13 protein-coding genes, 1 tRNA gene and 2 pseudogenes are annotated in these 20,367 nt (G+C 69.8%); 6 read left to right on the top strand and 10 right to left on the bottom strand.

The annotated features are described in order from the left end of the window. Window positions 1-82 precede the first annotated feature (82 nt). Window positions 83-1,756, top strand: coding sequence for an FHA domain-containing protein (locus tag ACZ56E_RS25545; protein WP_471217601.1), 1,674 nt, complete (start codon window positions 83-85; stop codon window positions 1,754-1,756). A gap of 31 nt (window positions 1,757-1,787) precedes the next feature. Here the strand turns inward: ACZ56E_RS25545 and ACZ56E_RS25540 are convergent, their stop codons facing one another. Further along, the gene (locus ACZ56E_RS25540) at window positions 1,788-2,747 is read right to left on the bottom strand and encodes a methyltransferase domain-containing protein (protein WP_471217599.1); all 960 of its coding nucleotides are present in this window, start codon (window positions 2,745-2,747) and stop codon (window positions 1,788-1,790) included. Window positions 2,748-2,828: 81 nt separating this feature from the next. On the opposite strand from ACZ56E_RS25540, the gene ACZ56E_RS25535 reads away from it, so the two are divergent. Continuing rightward, on the top strand, window positions 2,829-3,242 hold the full coding sequence (locus ACZ56E_RS25535; protein ID WP_362987569.1) for a globin: 414 nt from the start codon (window positions 2,829-2,831) through the stop codon (window positions 3,240-3,242). A 41-nt stretch (window positions 3,243-3,283) separates the two neighbouring features. Here ACZ56E_RS25535 and ACZ56E_RS25530 read toward each other — a convergent pair whose 3' ends face one another. From ACZ56E_RS25530 to ettA, 3 genes are read right to left on the bottom strand one after another with little or no spacing between them, the layout of a single operon-like run. Then, the gene (locus tag ACZ56E_RS25530) at window positions 3,284-3,970 is read right to left on the bottom strand and encodes a DUF8185 domain-containing protein (protein ID WP_468601250.1); all 687 of its coding nucleotides are present in this window, start codon (window positions 3,968-3,970) and stop codon (window positions 3,284-3,286) included. Beyond that, window positions 3,967-4,407: an acyl-CoA thioesterase gene (locus ACZ56E_RS25525; RefSeq protein WP_471217597.1), complete on the bottom strand. Its 441-nt coding sequence runs from the start codon at window positions 4,405-4,407 to the stop codon at window positions 3,967-3,969. The genes ACZ56E_RS25530 and ACZ56E_RS25525 overlap by 4 nt, the downstream gene beginning before the upstream one ends. A 7-nt stretch (window positions 4,408-4,414) precedes the next feature. After that, the gene (ettA, locus tag ACZ56E_RS25520; protein WP_398297881.1) at window positions 4,415-6,079 is read right to left on the bottom strand and encodes an energy-dependent translational throttle protein EttA; all 1,665 of its coding nucleotides are present in this window, start codon (window positions 6,077-6,079) and stop codon (window positions 4,415-4,417) included. Between the two features lie 1,713 nt (window positions 6,080-7,792). Here ettA and ACZ56E_RS25515 point away from each other — a divergent pair. Next, window positions 7,793-7,942, top strand: a pseudogene (locus ACZ56E_RS25515) (IS5/IS1182 family transposase); the annotation flags it as partial. Window positions 7,943-8,305: 363 nt separating this feature from the next. Here ACZ56E_RS25515 and ACZ56E_RS25510 read toward each other — a convergent pair. The 4 genes from ACZ56E_RS25510 to ACZ56E_RS25495 form a co-directional block, all read right to left on the bottom strand. Beyond that, on the bottom strand, window positions 8,306-9,721 hold the full coding sequence (locus ACZ56E_RS25510) for a Cys-Gln thioester bond-forming surface protein (protein WP_471217595.1): 1,416 nt from the start codon (window positions 9,719-9,721) through the stop codon (window positions 8,306-8,308). A 302-nt stretch (window positions 9,722-10,023) separates the two neighbouring features. Continuing rightward, window positions 10,024-10,467: a single-stranded DNA-binding protein gene (locus ACZ56E_RS25505; protein ID WP_471217594.1), complete on the bottom strand. Its 444-nt coding sequence runs from the start codon at window positions 10,465-10,467 to the stop codon at window positions 10,024-10,026. Window positions 10,468-10,649: 182 nt separating this feature from the next. Beyond that, the gene (locus ACZ56E_RS25500) at window positions 10,650-12,536 is read right to left on the bottom strand and encodes a YfjP family GTPase (protein WP_471217592.1); all 1,887 of its coding nucleotides are present in this window, start codon (window positions 12,534-12,536) and stop codon (window positions 10,650-10,652) included. Between the two features lie 5 nt (window positions 12,537-12,541). Continuing rightward, window positions 12,542-14,233, bottom strand: a complete 1,692-nt coding sequence (locus ACZ56E_RS25495) for a dynamin family protein (protein WP_471217590.1) — start codon at window positions 14,231-14,233, stop codon at window positions 12,542-12,544. A 269-nt stretch (window positions 14,234-14,502) separates the two neighbouring features. Here ACZ56E_RS25495 and ACZ56E_RS25490 point away from each other — a divergent pair. The 3 genes and pseudogenes from ACZ56E_RS25490 to ACZ56E_RS25480 all read left to right on the top strand — a co-directional run bounded on the left by ACZ56E_RS25490 (window position 14,503) and on the right by ACZ56E_RS25480 (window position 18,582). After that, window positions 14,503-14,575, top strand: a tRNA-Arg gene (locus ACZ56E_RS25490). 304 nt (window positions 14,576-14,879) lie between these two features. Then, window positions 14,880-16,770: pseudogene (locus ACZ56E_RS25485) on the top strand (TerD family protein). Window positions 16,771-17,355: 585 nt separating this feature from the next. Then, window positions 17,356-18,582, top strand: a complete 1,227-nt coding sequence (locus ACZ56E_RS25480; protein ID WP_471217588.1) for a hypothetical protein — start codon at window positions 17,356-17,358, stop codon at window positions 18,580-18,582. Between the two features lie 70 nt (window positions 18,583-18,652). Here the strand turns inward: ACZ56E_RS25480 and ACZ56E_RS25475 are convergent, their stop codons facing one another. After that, the gene (locus ACZ56E_RS25475) at window positions 18,653-20,086 is read right to left on the bottom strand and encodes a tyrosine-type recombinase/integrase (RefSeq protein WP_471217586.1); all 1,434 of its coding nucleotides are present in this window, start codon (window positions 20,084-20,086) and stop codon (window positions 18,653-18,655) included. Further along, window positions 20,083-20,283, bottom strand: coding sequence for a helix-turn-helix transcriptional regulator (locus tag ACZ56E_RS25470; protein ID WP_471217584.1), 201 nt, complete (start codon window positions 20,281-20,283; stop codon window positions 20,083-20,085). Before ACZ56E_RS25470 ends, ACZ56E_RS25475 begins: the two co-directional genes overlap by 4 nt. Between the last annotated feature and the right edge of the window lie 84 nt (window positions 20,284-20,367).

Here is a 20,367-nt window from a genome sequence, read left to right as displayed (position 1 = left end):
CGGCGTCGCGGACGGTACAGAAGCAGTACAGAAGCAGTACGTACGGCCCTCGGGCCGGAGAAGGAGAGGGGGAAGCGCCGACATGCCGACCTGCCCGAACGGACACCAGTCGGGTTCCGACGACTGGTGCGAGGTCTGCGGTCACCGCATGGCCGGTGCCGTACCGCCGCCTCCCCCGCCGCCGCCCCCGGCCGGGTACGGCTATCCCCCGCCGCCGCCCGGTCAGGACCCCGGCTTCCCGCAGCCCGCGCCGGGGCGCCCGCATCTGGCCGCCGTGCCGGATCCGGCTCCGGAGGGCCAGCTCTGCCCGCAGTGCCGCACGCCCCGCGAGGCGAACGCGCCGTTCTGCGAGGAGTGCCGCTGGAACTTCCTCACCAATACGGCGACGTCGTACACGCCTGCCGCGCCGAACCCGCCGCTGCCGGCCACGCACGGCGGCCCGGGGCGGGGTCCGGGCGCCGGTCCCGGCATGCCGCCGGGTCCGAACCCGCCGCAGCAGTTCCAGCAGCAGCCGCCGCCCGGGTACGAGTACCAGGGCTCGCGCCCCTCGCAGGTGAACCGACCCGCAGAGCCGATCCCGCCGTTCGGCAACGGCGGCGGTCCCGGCGGTTCCGGTGGTCCGGGTGGTCCCGGCGGCCTTGGTGGCCCTGGTGGCCCCGGTGGTCCCGGTGGCGGCCAGCAGGGCCAGGGTCCGCAGGGGCCGCAGGGTCCGGGTCCGCAGGGCCAGGGGCCTCAGGGGCCCGGTCCCCAGGGCCCCGGACCTCAGGGCCCCGGACCGCAGAATTCCGGCCCGCACGGGCCCGGCCCGCAGGGACCCGGTCCGCAGGGCCAGGGACCTCAGGGTCCCGGTCCGCAGGGCCCCGGACCTCAGGGTCCCGGCCCGCAGAATTCCGGCCCGCACGGGCCCGGCCCTCAGGGGCCTGGTCGGCAAGGCCCCGGTCAGCAGGGCCCGGGTCCGCAGGGCCACGGCCAGCCGATCCCGGGTCAGTCCGGCCCGGGACCGCAGGGCCACGGCCCGCAGGGCCCCGGTCAGCCCGGCCCCCAGGGCCACGGCCAGCCGGGCCAGCCGGGCCAGGCACCCCCCGGTGCCCCCCAGGCGTTCCAGCAGCCGGGCCCGCCCGCGCCCCCCGCGTTCCCGCGGGAGTCGGGCGGCCCGCAGGGCCCGCCCCCGCCGCCGCCCGGCCCCAGCGGCCCGTCCTTCGGCGGCGGAGACGACGACTGGGTGCTGTCGCCCCCTTCCTCGGCCCCGTCCCAGCAGGAGCCCTTCCGGCAGCCGGAGTCCTTCCAGGCGCAGGAGCCCTTCCAGCAGGGCGCCGCGCAACAGCAGGCTCCGCAGACCCAGCAGGGACCCGGCACCTGGACGGTGACGATCGGTCCCGACCGTGAGTACTTCATGGCGATGATGCAGCGCAGCGGCCCCGAGGCGTCGGGGCTGAACCTGCCCGCGTACTCGCCCGAGCAGCAGCGCCCGCTGGCCGGCGACCAGATCAGCATCGGCCGCCGTCGGCACTCCACGGGCGACACCCCGGACATCGACCTGTCGGTGCCGCCGGAGGACCCGGGCGTCTCGCACCAGCACGCGGTCCTGGTCCAGCAGCCGGACGGCAGCTGGGCGGTCGTCGACCAGAACTCGACGAACGGCACCACGGTCAACGGCGGCGAGGACCCCATCCAGCCGTTCGTCCCCGTCCCGCTCCAGGACGGCGACCAGGTCCACGTGGGCGCCTGGACGACGATCACGATCCGCAGGGACTGAGTCGAAACCGAGGCGAGACCGAGGCGAACCGTCAGAGGGGCCAGACGTACGGCCCTTCGGGGTCGTCCAGCCAGGCCCACTCGTACGACCCGCTCACCGTGATCCCGAAGCGCTCGCGCACCGGCCGCCCCTCGCGCTGCCACAGCGCGAGCGCTTCGTGCGGATCAAGGCTGCCCGCGGTCAGTTCCAGAAGGAACCGGAACAACTCGTTCTGCAGCGCCTTGCGCGGCAGTCCGCCGATGTGCTGCTCCTGCGGAGCCCTCGCACCGCCGCCGCGCAGCGGCACGAAGTAGGCGGGGGTGTGCAGAAAACGCCCCTCGGCGTACTCCGCGTCCCGCACGGTCAGCGCGATCAGACCGGTGGCCAAGGGCGCGAGAATGCGGGCCCCGGGACGGCACTGGGCGAGCCACTCCCTCGGCACCGAGCTCATGGTGCAGGTGGCGATGATCCGGTCGTAGGGCGCGCGCTCGGGGCACCCGGCCGCGCCGTCGCCCGTCACCACGGCGGGGCGGTACCCGGCGGCGGTCAGGTGGCACCGCGCGGACTCCGTGATCTCCGGGTCGAGGTCGACGGTCGTGACGTGGTCGTCGCCGAGCCGGTGGGCGAGCAGCGCCGCGTTGTAGCCGGTGCCCGCGCCGATCTCCAAGACGCGGTCGCCTTCGCGTACGTCCAGTTCGACGAGCATCTTCGCCATCAGGGACGGCTGGCTGCTGGACGAGACGAGTTCCCCGTCGCGCACCCGGGTGGCGAGCGGTGCGTCCGCGTAGGCGCCGCGCAGCCAGCGGGTACGGCGCCGGTCGTCGGGGTCCTCCCCCCACAGCCGCTCGTATCCGCCGACCACGCCCAGGTAGTAGTAGGGCACGAACAGGTGTCGCGGCACGGCCCTGAACGCCTCGCGCCAGCCAGGGTCGTCCCGCCAGACCCCGCTCGCCTCGATCTCGCGCACGAGGGCGGTCCGGGCCTCGGCGAGCAGCACAGGATCGGGTTCCATAGGTCCACTGTGCTGCGCCGTCGCCGCCGATGCGAGGCGATGGTCCTAAGCCTTCCGTCCTCGGCCGTCCCGTCTGAGACCATGGAACGCGTGAACGAGATCCCGCGCGGCACGCTTCAGGAGCAGACCTACTACGAACAGGTCGGCGGCGAGGAGACCTTCCGACGCCTGGTGCACCTCTTCTACCAGGGGGTCGCGGAGGACCCGCTGCTCCGACCGATGTACCCGGAGGAGGACCTGGGCCCCGCCGAGGAGCGCCTGGCGCTCTTCCTGATGCAGTACTGGGGCGGTCCCCGCACGTACAGCGACAACCGCGGCCACCCCCGGCTGCGCATGCGGCACGCGCCGTTCACGGTCGACAGGGCCGCGCACGACGCCTGGCTGAAGCACATGCGCGCGGCGGTGGACCAGCTCGGCCTCTCCGAGGAGCACGAGCGCACGCTCTGGAACTACCTGACGTACGCGGCGGCGTCGATGGTCAACTCCGAGGGCTGACCACCACTTCAGATCTCAGACCGCCGCTTCGATGCCCATGGCTAGGCGGGTGTGACGGAGAGCCCCGAAGCACCCGCCCGGCGCACGGCGACGGACCCATAGGCCGTACGCAACCGCAGCCACGCCCCCGACGACAGCAGCGTCAGCGCTTCTCCGCGCAGGAATCCCAGGGTCTGCGCCGCGTGCGCGGCCCGTACGGGCAGCTCCGTGTCGCCGACGGGCCGGGACCAGATCTCCCGGCCTACCCGGTCGAGCTCGGCCCGCACCCGCCGCTCGGCGGGCAACTCCTCGACGCGGGACCGGAATTCGGCCACGGCCTGCTTGACCAGGGACCGCACCGCGTCCGGCGCCGGAAGCCCCGGCTCCGGCCGCCAGCCGCCGCGTGGCGGCAGCACGCCCGCCCACGGCGGCCCGGTGACGGCCTCCGGGACGTCGGCGACCCCCGCGCTCTCCACGGACTCCGCCGACTCACCGACGCGCTCCAGGAACTCACCGGCCGAGACGGTGACGTCCAGCGCGGTGTCGATCCCGTGTTCGTACGGCTTGGCGAGCCGTGCCGTCCGGACGACGAGCACCTCGAACGACGGCGGCCGCCCGAACACGGCGAGCGTGTCCCCGGCGGCCTGCAGCCGTACGGCGGCTGCCTTGTCGTAGTGGATCAGCCTGGCCAGGAAGGCGGCGAGGTCCGCCGCCTCCCCGGCATCGGCGAAGTGGAGCCGCGCGGTCATGCGGCGAGCGCCCCCGAGCCACTGTCGGCACTGTCGTCGACGTACACCTGGAGGAACGACCTCTCCTCCGCGGTGATCCGCCGCGGCCGCTGCGCCTCAAGGTCGAACGGCACGACCACGGTCGAGGCCCGCACATACACCTGTTCCGCGTCCTTGATCTCGTACGCGATGGTCAGCGACGCCGCACCGATCTTCGTCACCCACGACTCGACGGTGACCGGCTCGTGCCGGTGCACCAACGGCCGTACGTAGTCGATCTCGTGCCGGGCCACGACCGACCCGCCGGAGAACGACGGGGACCCGTCACCGGGCGCGAGCCGGAACATGAAGTCGATGCGCGCCTCTTCCAGATACCGCAGGAAGACGACGTTGTTGACGTGCCCGAAGGCATCCATGTCCGACCAGCGCAGCGGGCATTGGTATATGTGTCGAGCCACAGCCGCCTCAGCCTCGCGTGAGCTTCTTGTAGGTGGCGCGGTGCGGACGGGCCGCATCGGCGCCCAGGCGCTCGATCTTGTTCTTCTCGTACGACTCGAAGTTGCCCTCGAACCAGTACCACTTGGAGTCGCCCTCGTACGCCAGGATGTGCGTGGCGACCCGGTCGAGGAACCACCGGTCGTGGGAGATCACGACGGCGGCACCCGGGAACTCCAGGAGCGCGTTCTCGAGGGAGGACAGGGTCTCGACGTCCAGGTCGTTCGTCGGCTCGTCGAGGAGGAGCAGGTTGCCGCCCTCCTTGAGGGTCAGCGCCAGGTTGAGGCGGTTGCGCTCACCACCGGAGAGCACCCCGGCCGGCTTCTGCTGGTCCGGTCCCTTGAACCCGAAGGCGGAGACGTACGCCCGCGAGGGCATCTCGACCTGGCCGACGTTGATGTAGTCGAGCTCGTCGGAGACGACGGCCCACAGCGTCTTCTTCGGGTCGATGTTGGCGCGGCCCTGGTCGACGTAGCTGACCTTGACCGTCTCACCGATCTTGATCTTGCCGGAGTCGGGCTGCTCGAGGCCCTGGATCATCTTGAACAGCGTGGTCTTGCCCGCGCCGTTCGGACCGATGATGCCGACGATGCCGTTGCGCGGCAGCGTGAAGCTCAGGTCGTCGATGAGGACCTTGTCGCCGAAGGCCTTGGAGAGGTTCTCGACCTCGACGACGATCGAGCCCAGACGCGGGCCCGGCGGGATCTGGATCTCCTCGAAGTCCAGCTTCCGCATCTTGTCCGCCTCGGCGGCCATCTCCTCGTAGCGCGCCAGACGCGCCTTGGACTTGGCCTGCCGCCCCTTGGCGTTGGACCGCACCCACTCGAGCTCTTCCTTGAGCCGCTTGGCGCGCTTGGCGTCCTTCTGGCCCTCGACCTTGAGACGGGACTGCTTCTTCTCCAGGTACGTGGAGTAGTTGCCCTCGTACGGGTGGGCGCGGCCGCGGTCGAGCTCGAGGATCCACTCGGCGACGTTGTCCAGGAAGTACCGGTCGTGGGTGACCGCGACGACAGCGCCGGCGTACTTGGAGAGGTGCTGCTCCAGCCAGTTCACCGACTCGGCGTCGAGGTGGTTGGTGGGCTCGTCGAGGAGCAGCAGGTCGGGCGCCTCGATGAGGAGCTTGCAGAGTGCGACGCGGCGCTTCTCGCCACCGGAGAGCGTGGTGACGGGCCAGTCGCCGGGCGGGCAGCCGAGCGCGTCCATGGCCTGTTCGAGCTGGGCGTCCAGGTCCCACGCGTTGGCGTGGTCCAGGTCCTCCTGGAGCTTGCCCATCTCCTCCATGAGCTCGTCGGAGTAGTCGGTGGCCATGAGCTCGGCCACTTCGTTGAACCGCTTGAGCTTGCCCATGATCTCGGCGGCGCCGTCCTGGACGTTCTCCAGAACGGTCTTCGACTCGTCGAGCTGCGGCTCCTGCATGAGGATGCCGACGGTGTACCCCGGCGAGAGGAACGCGTCACCGTTCGACGGCTGCTCCAGACCGGCCATGATCTTCAGCACCGTGGACTTACCGGCGCCGTTGGGGCCCACGACACCGATCTTCGCGCCAGGAAGGAAGCTCAAGGTGACATCGTCGAGGATCACCTTGTCGCCGTGCGCCTTGCGCGTCTTGCGCATGGTGTAGATGTACTCAGCCAAGAGAAACCGTCCGGCAATCAGTGAGTGGGCAGATACACCCCATCTTGCCTGACGGCCACCCCCCGGGGGAAACCCGTATGGTCGAGGGCTCTGACCTGCGGCGGAGCGGTGGGGTCGCGACCGGCATCCGTCGTGTTTTCTCCTCTGTGGCCGTTACCGGTCGTCCTCTACCGGCCCGCAACCGGCCCCGAGGCCGCCCGCGCCTCCTCTGCCGACCAGGGCGGACACCCTCCTGGCGCTGGGACTCCCCTGACGAGTCCGTCGACTCGCTGACAGGACGGCGCTCCCGGCGCGCCTGAGCCGCCGTTCGGAAGGGTGCGCACCGCGCAGATCTCCCTACGGGGGAAAAGAATCGTCGTCCCCATCGGGCCGCCCACCGTAAATCTGACCTCTCCTGGGCGGTGTTTCTTCGAGAGCAAACACCAGTCGATCCACTTCCGCTGGAATGGACTTAGGTGTGTGCAACAGTGCAGTTCGCAGGTCGATCAGGAGGCCTCTCAGTTCAGTGTCTTGAACCTCTCCAGCGAGACGAATCAAATCGTCGAGATCCTCCATATTTGGATCCTGCCTTTCGAATCGCCCAATGCTCGCATCACCCCGCGTAAGGGCTCCTAGGATGCCTTGAAGCGGAGAGGGAGACGCTTCGACTTCCTCCCTTTGCGAGGAGTCGGACCATTCGATCACCCTAAAGAGCCTGCTCGGTAACGATCGTATCCACGCCAACACCTGTCTACGAGCCGCCAACATATCCGGGTTGAGCGAGACCGCCCCTGCAACTACCTCTCGCGCGACCCCTCCTGCGGTTACCGCAGCGCCGACACCAAACGAGTCCATCCAGTTGTCCGTGAAGAGAAAATCGGAAGTCAGCCCAGTGACAGCACCCGCGACGAGCGCCTGTATGAACCCCCTCCACCGTGCGTGACTCTCTCGAACCTCACGATCAGGCGCCCTTCCCAACACGGCCACCGCCATTCGATGCCTGGCCCAGTTCTGACCGCTCGGCCTACGGGCCTCAGCCAGCAATCCCCGAACTTCGTTCGCGACGGCCATAGCGAAGATTTCAGCTCTTCGCGGTCCGTCAGGATAAGCGACTCTATTAAGCGCGGCCTGTACACTCTCAGTATTCGCAGAGTTGACAACCCACTCATTGAGACTTGCGAAGAATGTGGCACTCGCCGGGCCAGAGTACTGCGGGAAGCGGATGCCTCGACTGACTTTCTCCCGCGTCCATCTACTAAAGCGCTGCGTGATCCCATGTGTGGGCTCATTCGGAATAGCCACCCGCTCCAGGGCGTCACAGATTCGATCTGCCGCTTCCCCTACTTGCTCCGTGACAAGTTCACGGTTGCGATTCAAGGCACGCACGACGGCCTCATGCCGTAAGTATTTGAGCCACTCGCGCTCGTCGTGCATGATCTTTACCGAATGCAGCAGACGATAAGTACGGCTCACGTCACCCGGTCCCGGCCGCACAGAGCACCCCCTTAATCTGCGCGAACACAATGTACTGGCAAGGCGTAAGACCTACAACGGCGCATGAACGTATCTGCACTATCGAATTTGCCCGTAGGCCTTCACGGAAGCATTCAGAGTTCAGGATCTTCCAGGATGTCGCGCCGGAGCAGTTGCCACCTCGTGGTGCACCTGGCGGCACCTGCCGCCAAGGGAATCTGGACTGGTCGCGCTGCGCGATCGACGCGGTCAGCGTCCGTGCGGTCAATGGGGACCCTTGACCGGACCGAATCCGACCCGAACGGCCGCCGCCTGCACCGCCGTTACGAGCGCAGGGTCGAGCACTTCCTCGCCTTCGCTGGAATCGCCGCGACCCTCATCTGCTACCGCCGCATACCGACGGCGACTTGAGAGCTCCGGAGGTCAGCGCCAGTTCGGCGGAAGCTTGCGCAGCTGCTCTCGCAGCTCCCAGCCGACCGGTCGGTCCTTGGGGTCGAACCATACGGAACCAGCATCGAGCCAATGATCACGAAGGAGGCGACACTGAGCCACGGTGTCGTCGCCGTAACCGGACTCAGTGCCACAGCACACACAAACGACGAACAACGCCGACCCGTGATCGTCGAAACGCACCTCGCCGGCGTCCAGCCCGCAGACCCGGCAAACAGTCTCAAGCCCAGTCTCCATGGGCGAAGCCTACGGACCCCCAGTCAAGACACCGTCTTAGCGGCGTGAGGCGAAGCCCGTGCCGCGTGCCAGGGGGCTGCGGGTGCCTCACTCCTCCGTGGAGGTGGAGGTGTCCGCCGACCGGGTCGGGGTGTCCTTCTTGCGCAGGAAGAAGACCGCTGCGCCGCCGAGCACGACGAACGTCACCGCGATGCCGATGATCATCGGGGTGTTGCTCGAGCTGCCGGTCTCGGCCAGGTCGCCGCCGCCGTAGGTGCCGCCCGCGGAGGCGGGGCTGGGCTCGGAGACGGGCTGGGCCGCCTTGCTGCCTATCGCGTCGCCGGCCGTCCGGCAGTCGAGCACGCCCTTGAAGCGGTTCTCGACGCCGTTCGGCCCCTTGATCGTGAAGTCGTAGGGCTGGTCCTCCTGCAGCGGGATCGTCACGGTCTGTGAGGAGCCCGCCTTGATCGTGTGCTTGAAGCCCATCAGGCGGAAGGTGAAGGGCTTGTCGCCCTTGTTGACCGCGGTGATGTCGATGCCGCTCTCGGCGCAGTTCTTCTCCGCCGAGAGCGCGGGCAGCGCTCCCTCGGCGGCCCAGTCGGCGGTCGCCGTCGCGGACACCGTCGACTCGCTGGAGCCCGCGAGTATCTGCGTCTGGCTCCTGGTCTCGGAGGCGAAGGCCCGGCCGACCGGCACGGTGGTCGACGCCTGCACGGAGAGCGCGGCCGAACCGTCCGGCGCGCCCTTCGGCACGTCGAAGTAGAGGCGGCTGCCGTCGCCCGCGGACTGCACGGCCTTGCCGTTCTTGGTGACGACCTTGACCCCGCTCGCCGCGGAGTCCGCGGGCTGCGTCACCGTCACCGACTCGGCGTCGGTCCGCACGGTGACCGGGCCGAGCCGCTCCCCCGAGCGGCCCGACACGGCGGGCGGCTCCAGCGTCAGCGACGCCTCGGGCTCCGCGCTGCCGCGCGCGCTCTTGTACAGGTAGTCGGCGAGTTTCTCCGCCTTCGGGTCGAGGGCGTCGACCTCGGCGCCGTCGGAGTACCGCCAGATCGCCACCTGGGTGCCGGCCGCGGCGGTCTGCTCGGTGAGGGAGCCCACGCCCGCCTTGCGGGCCAGCGCCGCGAGGTCGTTCACCTGCGGGTAGGAATGCTGGAGGATCCAGCGGATCTTGCCCGCGTCACGGTTGCCGTTCAGCGAGGTGCCGCTCCAGGAGGTCTCCTGGTACTTGGCGTCCTTCTGCGTGGGGTTCAGGATGTCGATGCAGTACGTCTTCAGGGTGCCGCCGCCCTCCACGGACATCTCGAAGAGTCCGGCGGGCACCTGCTGCGAGCTGCCGTTGTCACGGATGATCGCCTGGTCGTACGTCTGCAGCCCGCCCAGCGTCGCGATCGCGCCGCCCCGGTGCTGTGGCGCCTCTTCCGCCGCGGCCGGGCCCGCGAGGGTGACTCCGCCCGCCACGGCCAGGCCCGCCGACACGGTCACCGCGGCGAGCCGGGCGACGCCGCGGCTACGTATGGACAACGCAGAAAACACTGAATTCCCCTCCGGGCGGGACCCGTTCACAACGTGGGGGGTGGTCCCGCCAGCAGACTGAAAGGGGCAGGAACGCCTGCCACCTGCATGGCATCTCCTGCCAACTGCCCCGTGAGCTACGTCCGGCATCCTAAGGAAGCGGCGCATCACGAGCCCCACGCATCTCATCGGACAGCGGATCCGACTCGGAATCGTTATCCCCAACAACCGCTCCGAGCTGGGCTTATCGACAAATCAACGGCATTGATTCGCCGATATGCCGCACTTCGGTCCCCATGCCTGATGGGGCGTCACCCCACGGGCGCCGGCTCCTTCTCCCGCTCTCCGGCGGCGCTTTCCTCTCGCCCGGCCGCCGGCTCCGTCAGCGCCGGGTTGGCCCTGCCCACCCGGCGGAACGCGGCGGTGCCGCGCGACAGATCGTGTCCGACGGCCACCGCCTCGATGTCCGCCGACGTCCAGTGCTGCCCGCCGCGCTCCTCGTCGCGGACCCTCAACCGGCCCTGAACGATGACCGGTTCGCCCACGGACACCGATCCCTGCACGTTCGTACCCAGCGCCCGCCAGGCCCAGACCGTGAAGAAATTGGTGTGTCCGTCGTTCCACGTGTTCTTCGCGGCGTCGTAGTACCGCGCCGTCACCGCGAGGCGGAACCGCGCCACCGGTCCCGACGGCAGCTCCCGGTACACCGGAGTCGTCGCCACATTCCCCACCACCGTCACCAAGGTCTCGTTCATCTGCGAACCTCTCCCCCGCTCGTCCGTGTCCGCCGCCGCGCTCTCACGGCCGCGATCTCAGATTGCACCGGCCGCGCCGATCCCGCTGAGCCCTGTGGGCAACCACCCGGTTGTGGAAAACTCCGTCACCCCATCGGGGCATGGGGACGTGCATCAGGCCATTGGGGGGAGCACGCAGCCCGTCAGACCATCGCGGAACGCCCTCCCGTCACCCGCACGTACTGCTCCCTGACCTCGCGATACCGCAGCAGCTCCGCCGCCACCGGGTCGAGGACTCTCGCCCGCCCGCACCCGGCGGCCGCATCCCGCAGCCGCCGTTCCGCGTCGTAGCCGTACCGGCGCGCGGGCCCCCGCGCCGCCACCCTGCTCAGCCACTCCACGCACGGGCCGCCCACGATCCCCGCCAGCATCAGCAGCACCGGCACGCCCAGGTTCGGCGTGGCGATCCCGATGATCTGCCCCACCAGCCACAGGCCGCCCACGATCTGGAGCAGCGTCATCGCCGCCTGGGCGAGGACCGCGACCGGCCACCAGCCGGGCCGCGGCGGCCGCCCGGTCGGCACGCCCGCCGTCACCGCAAGCTCGTCGAGCGCCTCCGGCAGCCCCACGGCGCCGCGCACCGCCGCCTCCCGCACCGCCTGCCCCCAGGGCGCGGGCAGGCCCGTCGCCGCCTGATCGGCGACCGTGCGCACGGCCTGCTCCACGCGCTGCCGCGCCGTCACCTCCTCGTCGGCGGGTACGTGGGTGGTCTGCGTGGGGACGCCCTGCGGGGAGCGCCGGGCCTCGTACAGGCGCCACAGCCGCAGCCAGGGGTCGCCGCACGCCTTGCCCGCGTGCCTGCGCCAGGCGCGCTCCGCCGCTTCCCCCGCGGCGGTCGCCCCGACCGCGTCCGCGAGCCGGTCGGCGAACTCCTCGCGCGCCTCCTCACTGAGCCCGATCCGCCCGCGGTTCCGCCCGCCGCGCGCCCCCGAGACATACACCGGACGCAACCGTTCCGCGGCGGCGTCCAGATCCGCGGAGATGCGGCGGGCCGCCGCGCCGCGCTCCTGGGTGAACTGGCCGAGCGTCTCGCGCAGTTCGCCCATTCCTTCGCCGGTCAGCGCGGAGATCGCGAGCACTGTGGCGCCCGGTTCCCCGTGCTCGCCGAGCGCGACGCCGTCCTCGTCGAGGAGTCGCCGCAGATCGTCGAGGACCTGGTCGGCGGCGTCTCCGGGGAGCCGGTCGATCTGGTTGAGCACGACGAAGGTGACTTCGGCGTGCCCGGCCATGGGCCGCAGATAGCGTTCGTGGAGCATCGCGTCGGCGTACTTCTCGGGGTCGACGACCCAGATGACGGCGTCGACGAGGGCCAGGATGCGGTCGACCTGCTCGCGGTGCTCACCGACCGCCGAGTCGTGGTCCGGCAGATCGATGAGGACGAGCCCCTGGAGCTCGTCGGCGCCGGGCCCCTGGAGCGGCCGGCGGCGCAGGCGCCCGGGGATCCCGAGCCGGTCGAGAAGCCCCGCCGCACCGTCCGTCCAGCTGCATCCGATGGGTGCGGCCGTGGTGGGCCTGCGCACGCCGGTGTCGGAGATCATCACCCCGGCGAGTGAGTTGAAGAGCGTGGACTTGCCGCTTCCGGTGGCGCCCGCGATGGCGACGACGGTGTGCCGTTCGGAGAGTCTGCGCCGGGCGGCCGCCTCGTCCAGGATGCGGCCGGCCTCGGCGAGCGTGCCGCTGTCGAGGCGGGTGCGGGAGAGTCCGACGAGTTCGCGGAGCGCGTCGAGCCGGGTGCGCAGGGGCCCTTCATAAGAAGGGGGGCTTCCTGAGGGAGCGTACGAGCGGATTCCCGTGTCGGTACCGGTGCTGGCACCGCTGTGCGTGCCCGTCCCCGTGCCCGTGCGCGAGCCCCGCGGGCCGCCCGCGACGCGTCGCGCGATCAGTCCGTCGTCCCAGGCCCTTTCGCCCTCACGGCCACCGCTGGAGGACTCCTCGCGCTTGATGCGCCTGTCGCGCTTCTCGTGGTCGTCGCCGTGGTCGCTGTGCTCGGGGTGATCGGCGCGGTCGGCGTGATCAGTGACGGCGGTCACCGCGGTCACCTCTCCTTCTGCAGTACGGACAGGGCGGCAATGAGCTCGGCCTGGGGTTCGGGGTGCACTTCGAGGGCGTCGAGAGGGGCGAGCCGCCGCTCCCGTTCGGCGGCGAGGACCTTCTCCAGGTACTCGGTCAGCAGACGGCCGCCCCGGTCGAGGAGCCGGACCGCGCCCTGGGCGCCGATCCGCTCGGCGAGCACCTCACCGGCCGAACGCGCCCGGCGCCCGCCGAGCAGCGCCGTGGCGAGCAGCGCAGCGACGACTTCGGGGTCGGGAAGGGCGTTCTTGTCGACCCTTTCCAGCCCGCGCACCTCGTCCTCGGCGTACTCCTCCAGGACGCGCCGCCATCTGCGGACGGCCATCCCGATGCGGTGCTCGGCGCTCTCCGCCTCCGGGTCGCGGTCGGCTAGGCCCGGCGCGCCCGCGGCGGGTTCACGGCGCCAGGCCTCGTCGATGCGCTCGTCGGCGGCCGTGACGGCGCACAGGAGCAGCGCCTCCAGGCTCTCGGCGATGGCGTCGAGCAGCTCCCCGGCCCCGCAGTCGAGCGGATAGCTGCGCCACCGCTTCAGGGCGCCACCGGCGAGCACACCGCCCGCCTGCAGACGGCGGTGCACGCGCGCGTGCTCGTTCTCGTACGCGTCGTCGACGGCGGAGGTGAGCCGCAGCGCGGCGGCGTACTGGGCGGCGACGGCGCCGGCGAGTTCCGGCAGCCGGGAGTCGAGGGACCGCAGGACGCCACGCGCGGTGCGTGCGACGGCCTGGGCGCGGGCCGCGGGTTCCTGGACGCGGTGGGTGAGCCAGGCGCGCAGGGGCGCGACGGCGGTGGCGGGGAGCAGCCCGCCGCCGCCCGCGGACTCGGGCAGCTCGGGCACGGTGAAGCGCGGCACGTCGCCGAGGCCGGCCTTGGCGAGCAGCGCCCCGTAATGCCGTGAGACCTCGGTCACCACCTGGTGGGGCACGCGGTCGAGGACCGTGACGAGGGTGGCGTCGTGCTCCTTGGCGGTACGCAGGAGATGCCAGGGCACGGCGTCGGCGTACCGCGAGGCGGTGGTGACCATGACCCACACGTCGGCCGCGGAGATCAGTTCGGCGGCCAGGACGCGGTTGTCGGCGGCGAGCGCGTCGATGTCGGGGGCGTCGAGGAGCGCGAGCCCGCACGGCAGGCTGGCCGCGGTCTCGATCCGCAGGGCCCGCTCGTCCTCGCCGACGAGCGCCTGTACGTCCTCTTCGCCGTCGCCCTCGTCGTCCCCCTCGCCGCCCTCCCCGGGGTCCTGCCGGGGCACCCACACGCGCGTGAGGTCGGGCAGGATCCTCATCCCCGAGAACCAGTGGTGATCGTCCGGGTGGCAGACGAGCACCGGCGTACGCGTCGTGGGCCGCAGCACACCCGCCTCGCTGACCTGCCGTCCCACCAGGGAGTTCACGAGGGTGGACTTGCCGGCGCCGGTGGATCCGCCGATGACGGCGAGCAGGGGCGCTTCGGGGGCCCTGAGCCGGGGCACCAGATAGTCATCGAGCTGTGCCAGCAACTCGTCCCGGTTGGCACGCGCGCGTGGCGCCCCTGGCAGGGGGAGCGGAAAGCGTGCGGCGGCTACACGCTCGCGCAGGGCGGAGAGTGCGTCAAGCAATTGAGGCCGTACGTCCAAGGTCACCACATGCGAAGAATGCCCAATTTTGGCGGCTTTCTGAAGCATATGGCCGTCTCTGCGCGCCGATCGGACACAGGGGATGGAAGGGGCGACTGGGGCGCAGGCATAACGAGTGCACAACACCCGGGGCGCGAGGCGCCAAAAGCGATGCGAGATTCGCACCTGCCTGCGATTATCAGGACCGCTTCACCGAACCTCCACATCACGGCGCGGAGGCGAAGCACCAGGGACAGGGCACCGGGAGCCCTATCCTTGTCCCCGGCAAGGTCACGGATCACCCCACATCCGAACCCCCTGCCACCCGGCCACACCCGGCCCCCGTAGCTCAGTGGATAGAGCAGGCGCCTTCTAAGCGCTTGGCCGCAGGTTCGAGTCCTGCCGGGGGCGCTTTTGATCATGCGGCGTTCGACCCTCCCTATGGGAGGGTCTTTTTGCTGGTCAGGGGCAGGCTAGCCAGTGCGGCGTAGTGGCTCCGTACGCCTCGGCGGACACCTCGCCCGAGAGGGCGGCAGTCCGGCTGGGAGCGGTTCCACACGGGTTCTGGCGGGTGTTCTTCCCGAAAACTTCCCGAAGTTTGGGGTGCGGTCTCTTGCAGCCGACCTGCTAGATCGACCATCGCCGCTTGCCATATACCGGGACAGAGCGGAACCCAGGTTGATGGAATGACCCATTCCGCACCATCCTTACCGTCATGCCTCTCCGGTCCCCCGCTCTCGACCCGCCCATACCCGGCATGCGCGACTACGCCCTCGACTGGGCACTCGTGGACGTCGAGACCTCCGGGCTCATCCCCCGACGGGACCGTGTGCTGTCGATCGCTGTGGTGACCATCGGAGCGGACGGTGAGCAGAGAGTTCTCCACGCTGCTGAACCCCGGATGTGACCCCGGGCCCGTGCACGTACACGGCCTGACCGCCGAGCGGCTGCGTGGGGCTCCGGCCTTCGAGCAGGTCGCCGAACAGATCGGGGCACTGTTGCAGGACCGGGTGCTTGTGGCCCACAACGCGCAGTTCGACTACGACTTCCTGGCCCACGAGTTCGCGCGGGCACGCCTGCACCTGCCGGTGGCGCGGCGGCTTTGCACCCTCGCACTCAACCGGCAGGTGGACCCGCCCATCGAAGACATGAAGCTGGGCACGCTGGCCGCCCACTACGGGGTACCGCAGGCACGAGCGCACGACGCGCTGGACGACACCCGAGTGCTCGCGGAAATCTTCCGCGCGACGTTGCAGGAGGCGGCCCGGCTGGATCTGCCGCTGCCGCTGGTGGCGTGCCCGCCCCGGCAAGACCCGCGGTTCGCACCCAAGCCGCCGAAGACACCGTGTGCACACCGCAATCCGGGGCGGCTCGAGCCGGGCGGCCCGCTCGTCCAGGGGATGAAGATCGCCATCACCGGAGAGACCGCGACCTCGCGCGCCGAGCTGGTCGCGCGGTCGGTGGCGGCCGGGCTGAACATGATGTCCTCGGTCAGCCGGCACACCAGCGTGGTGGTGACGAATGACTCCGCGTCCGGTTCGGCCAAGGCCCGGCGGGCCGTTGCCGAGGGGGTGCCGGTCATCGACGAGGACACCTTCCTCAAGCTGCTCGGGGACGTACGGCCTGGGGTGCTCCATCAGGCGCCCGTACCGAAGACCGACGCTTCCGTGCCGGAGACCGCGCGTGCGTCGGCGCCGGTCGTCCCGGCTCCTCGCCCGCCGGAACGCGCACCGGCCCCGTCGGCGGACAGGCCGCTGGCTGGGCGGCGGGTGCTCGTCCTGGGAGGCGCTCACCCCGAGGCGGTCGCCGCCCGCAGCCGCGTCGTCGAACTGGGCGGCTCCGCCGCCGTCAACCTCTCGCGCAGCGTCACCGATGTTGTCTTCCTGACCGGCGGGGAGAACGATCGCCGTATGCGTCGGATCGCGGAGTTGGGGGTCCCGGCGCGCGACGAGCAGTGGCTCGCCGATCCAGCGGTCGCTGTCGGCACGCCGGAGCGACACACTGAGGCTGAGGCGGCGGTGACGACGGAAGCCACGGAGGCGGCCGTCGTCGAGCGGTCGCAAGCCCCGCGTGTACTGCCCCGCGGCGGGGTCATCGACCTGCCTGCGCCGCCGACCGGAACTCCCGCACCCCAGTGGCAGGTCACCGCGGCCTGGGCGCCGCAGGAGCGCTGCGAGGTCGGCGTCGTCGCCTTCGTACTCGACGAGGACGAACAGGTCACCTTCGACGAGGACTTCGTCTTCTACGGCTCCCCGGAGAACCCCGGCGGCACGGTCCGCCTCCTCACCGACGGCCCGGCCGAACAGACCATCGCCCTCGACCTCGCCTCGCTCCCGCCGGCCGCGCGGAAGGTCGTGGTCGCGGCCGCCGTCGACGGGAACATGACCTTCGGGGACGCCGGCGCGGTCCAGGTGGCCGCCGCGCCTGGCGAAAGTGCCGCAGCGCTCACGCGGGCCACCCTGGACGCGGCCACCAGTGAACGCGCTCTGCTCCTCGCCGAGATCTACCGCCGCGGCTCCGTCTGGCGCTTCCGCGCCATCGGGCAGGGCTACGACCACGGACTCGCCGACCTCGCCCGCGGGTACGGCGTCGACATCGCCAACTGACCCTGCCGCGCCAGACCAGAGCGTCAACGACACCTCCTGGCCTGCGCCGCAAGGCAGAGCTGCGGGCAGTCAAGGGGGCCCGTGGACGGACTCTGGGGACTGGGCTGCCCGGTGGCCAGTTCACCAACTAAAAACCGATCGTCCGGGCCGGGACGGCTTGCCTACGATGATGTATGCGCCAGGCAGAGAGGGCTGAGCGAGCATGGATCCGCAGAATCGTGGCACCTTGATCACTGCTGTCTCAGAGATGACGGTCCTGCGCGCCCTCCAGCTGTCAGGGAATCGGCTCCTAGGCAGACGTGGCCGCTCCGTCCGCGGGCGGATGAAGTCAGTTGAGCCGTGGTCAATTCACGTCCACCTGCCAGTAGAGGAGCATGAGTTGGACGCCCTCCTCAAGAATGCCTGGGACATTCCCGTCGCAGTCGGCCTCCCAGAGGATCTGCTCGTTGCACTCGACAAGCACACTCGCATCTTGCTGGCAGCCAGCGTCGAATTTCGCCGTGATGACCTCCTGCTCACTCTGTCTCGACTCCCCGCCCAGCCTGTATTGCCCTGGGAATCTCAAAACTCGTCCGGAGCGTCGTAATGCCGTCCAGTACCAGTGCGAGTGAACTCGACGCGGCACGCAGTGTGGAGTACGTGACTGGCCAGATACTCGAGCCGTACGACCGGTGCGTCGAATGTGGCGACTTCCATGACATGGGCACCCCTACCAATGGTCGATACGACTTCCACCAGGGACAGGACGGTGCGCTAGAAGTCACGCACGCCACAAGCAGGGTCGCCGAACGCAATCACCGAGACTGGGACCCTTACGTGGCACCGCGCCGGGCCCCAACTTTGCGTGACCGCTGGCACGTCATGGTCCACAGCACCGCGAAGGCTAAAGCGCCTCGCAGCAAGAGAGGAGCCCGTGACTCCAATGAATTCCTCGAGATGATCACCCCCGCCCTGGCGGAGCTCGAACGTCAGGGCGTGTCGGATCTCGGCATGGGGACCTCCTGCTTCTCCAACCCCTTTTATGATCCTAATTGTCCGTACGGAGCGCTGCGTCGAGCTGGCATCAACTCTGCCTGGGCGCAGCCAAGTAGCGACGGAGAGGGCTCTATCAGCGTCAGCGTGATCTTCGGGTACGACGACATGCCTGCGTTCGATGAAGAGGACGAAAGGAAGAGGGCGGAACGGCGCGAGAAGAAGCAGCAGGCCAAAGAAGGAAGGAAGCCCTCAGCAACGCCCACCAGCCCTGACACGCCACGCTTGGGGCCGGTGCAATGGTCGGTCAACCCCCGCTTCATTGCGCGCCTGGAGTCGCAACGAGCGGAAGATGAGCAGCGGGAGGCCGAATTCATGCGCGCCCAGTTCGCTGACCGGCTGACTGAGTCCGAGATCGTCGAACGTGCTCGCAAGGCAGTAGATGAGAAGATCGCGCTCGCCAGGAACATGGTCTGGCGAGAACCACTCCCGACGCCGTCGGGGCCGAGGAACGCTGATGCAGGCACGGACCTTGTTGACCTCCTGGAAGTTGAGTTCTCGCTCCACCCCGACCTGGCCGCGAAGCTGCTCCGAGCGGATCCTCGCCGAGCGCGGCGCGAGGTCTTCTTCTGGCTGACCTGGATGCGGTCGTCGGCCTGGCACCGGCTCACGCGCGATGACCTTCTTCCGGATCGTTCCCCGGAAGTGCCTGACGGTGTGACTGGCGTCTGGGTCGGATGTCTGACAGACCACACACAGGTCCTGCACTGGGACGCGGAGGCAGGATGGACCTGCCACAGCCTGGGGAGCTCCGCGGTGGCATCCGTCTGCCGGCGGTAGCCGCCGTCCCACGCGGGTGCAGCGGATGACATCGCCGACTGAGTCGGCGATGTCATCCGCTGCGGGCGTTTCAACGGGCTCTGCCCGCTGGCGCCTTGGGTGCAGCTGAGGGCAGCCGCGTGGCGTGCCCTATGCCGGGGAGGCGTTGGGGACCTTCGATGCGTTGCTGAAGCTCGGTCAGCTGGCCAGTGATGCATCGCGCGTAGGTGGCGAGCAGGACCGGGACGCTGTTGCCTGCCCACTCGGCGACCTGGGCGGGTGGGATGCCGTTGTTGAGCCAGGTGGTCAGGCAGGTGTGGCGCAGGTCGTAGACGCGCTTGCCGGTGGGCGAGTTGTACTCGTGCTCGGGCAGGACGGCCTTGCGGGCCTTGTTCCAGGCTCGCCGGAAGACCGATCCGGCGAGCAGGCCGCCCTTCTCGCCGGGGAAGATGAGGTCGCCGGGCTTCAGGTCGTCTTCCTTGATCAGTTCGCGGAGGGCGGCGACGAGGGCGGGGTGGGCGGGCACGACGCGGGTGTCGCCTTCGGCGCGGCCCTTGAGGTGACGGGTTTCGTGCACCTGGCCGTCGTCGGTCCACTGGCTGCCGACCTCGGGTTCGGCGGTGTGTACGAGGAGTTCGCCCCAGCCCTGTGCGGGCAGTGTGGCCGCGCTGACGCGCAGGGCGACGGCTTCTTCGGGGCGCAGGCCCGCGTAGTAGAGGGTGGCGAAGAAGGCGTGGAGGCGGTGGCCGGTGCGGGGGCGGCCGGCGATCCAGGTCAGCAGGGCGGCGACCTGACCGGGGTTGAGCAGGGATCGTTTGTCGATGGCCTCGGCGACCTTGGGGGCGGCGTCCTCGTCTCTGCCCTTGGGCAGCGGGTTGGCGGTGAGGATCTTCTGCCGGACGGCGTACTTCATCGCCACGTTGAGGATGCGCCGCTCGCGCTTGACCGAGCTGGCGGCGGCCGGGCTGCCGTCCAGCAAGGTGTCGAGGGCGCGCATGACGCGGTCGACGTGCTTGGTGTTCTCCCAGGCCGTCATGGGCAGGGAGTTGCGACCGATCCAGGACAGGATGGTGCGAGTCTCCGGCGGGGCTTCGGCGCGCCGCAGTTTGTTGAAGGCGTACTCGCGTAGGGCTCTGCGCACCTCGACCGGGTCGAAGCGGTCGGGGAGTTCGGCGCGCAGGAGGGCGAGGGTGGCCTTGGTGAGGGCCTTGGCGGTGTTCTTGCGGTTGTTCGCCGAGATGCGGGGCCACTTCGCGTCGACGTACTGGAGAGCGAACTCGTACCAGGTGAGCTCGGCTTCCGGGGTGGCGTGGGAGAGTGGGAGGCCGGAGTCGAGGTCGAAGGGCTCGCCGTTGTTGGCGGCGACGAGCAGCGTCGCGCGAAACGATTCTGCGAGCGCGCTCGTCGCGAAACTGCGGCCGCGGCGTCTGCCCTCGACGGACCAGCGGACGGTGTAGGTGGTCTTGCGCTTCCCCTTGTAGACCTCGGTGTCGTAGAAGCGGACCTTGAAGGACCGGTTGCTCAAGCGTGGTCCTCGCAGTCGGTCAGCCAGTTCTCGTAGTCGCTGCGGCGGATGCGCAGGGCGCCGTTGGGGATGCGGATGCAGCGCGGGGCTCGGCCCTTTTTGCGCCAGTCGTAGAAGGTGGAGCGGGATATGCGCAGGTCGGCGCAGAACTCGTCGACCGTGAGCTTGTCGGTGGTGCGGCGGGGCGGGGACGTCAAGCGGGTGTTCCTTTGGCAGGGGCGAGGGCTTGCCACTTCGCCGGGGTGCGAAGAGGCAGGCGGGATTGGGGAGTTGCGGACCGC

It is taken from the genome of Streptomyces sp. NPDC039480 (genome assembly GCF_055597165.1).
The sequence above is the reverse complement of the archived record's forward strand: the minus strand, read 5'-3'. Positions and strand labels throughout refer to the sequence as shown.

What these genes read in the sequence shown, in the direction of transcription:
- ACZ56E_RS25545 (WP_471217601.1), top strand. Translation starts at nt 83, where the DNA reads ATGCCGACCTGCCCGAACGGACACCAGTCGGGTTCCGACGACTGGTGC.
- ACZ56E_RS25480 (WP_471217588.1), top strand. Translation starts at nt 17,356, where the DNA reads ATGCCGTCCAGTACCAGTGCGAGTGAACTCGACGCGGCACGCAGTGTG.
- ACZ56E_RS25495 (WP_471217590.1), bottom strand. Translation starts at nt 14,233, where the DNA reads ATGCTTCAGAAAGCCGCCAAAATTGGGCATTCTTCGCATGTGGTGACC.
- ACZ56E_RS25535 (WP_362987569.1), top strand. Translation starts at nt 2,829, where the DNA reads ATGGAACGCGTGAACGAGATCCCGCGCGGCACGCTTCAGGAGCAGACC.
- ACZ56E_RS25530 (WP_468601250.1), bottom strand. Translation starts at nt 3,970, where the DNA reads ATGACCGCGCGGCTCCACTTCGCCGATGCCGGGGAGGCGGCGGACCTC.
- ACZ56E_RS25505 (WP_471217594.1), bottom strand. Translation starts at nt 10,467, where the DNA reads ATGAACGAGACCTTGGTGACGGTGGTGGGGAATGTGGCGACGACTCCG.
- ACZ56E_RS25540 (WP_471217599.1), bottom strand. Translation starts at nt 2,747, where the DNA reads ATGGAACCCGATCCTGTGCTGCTCGCCGAGGCCCGGACCGCCCTCGTG.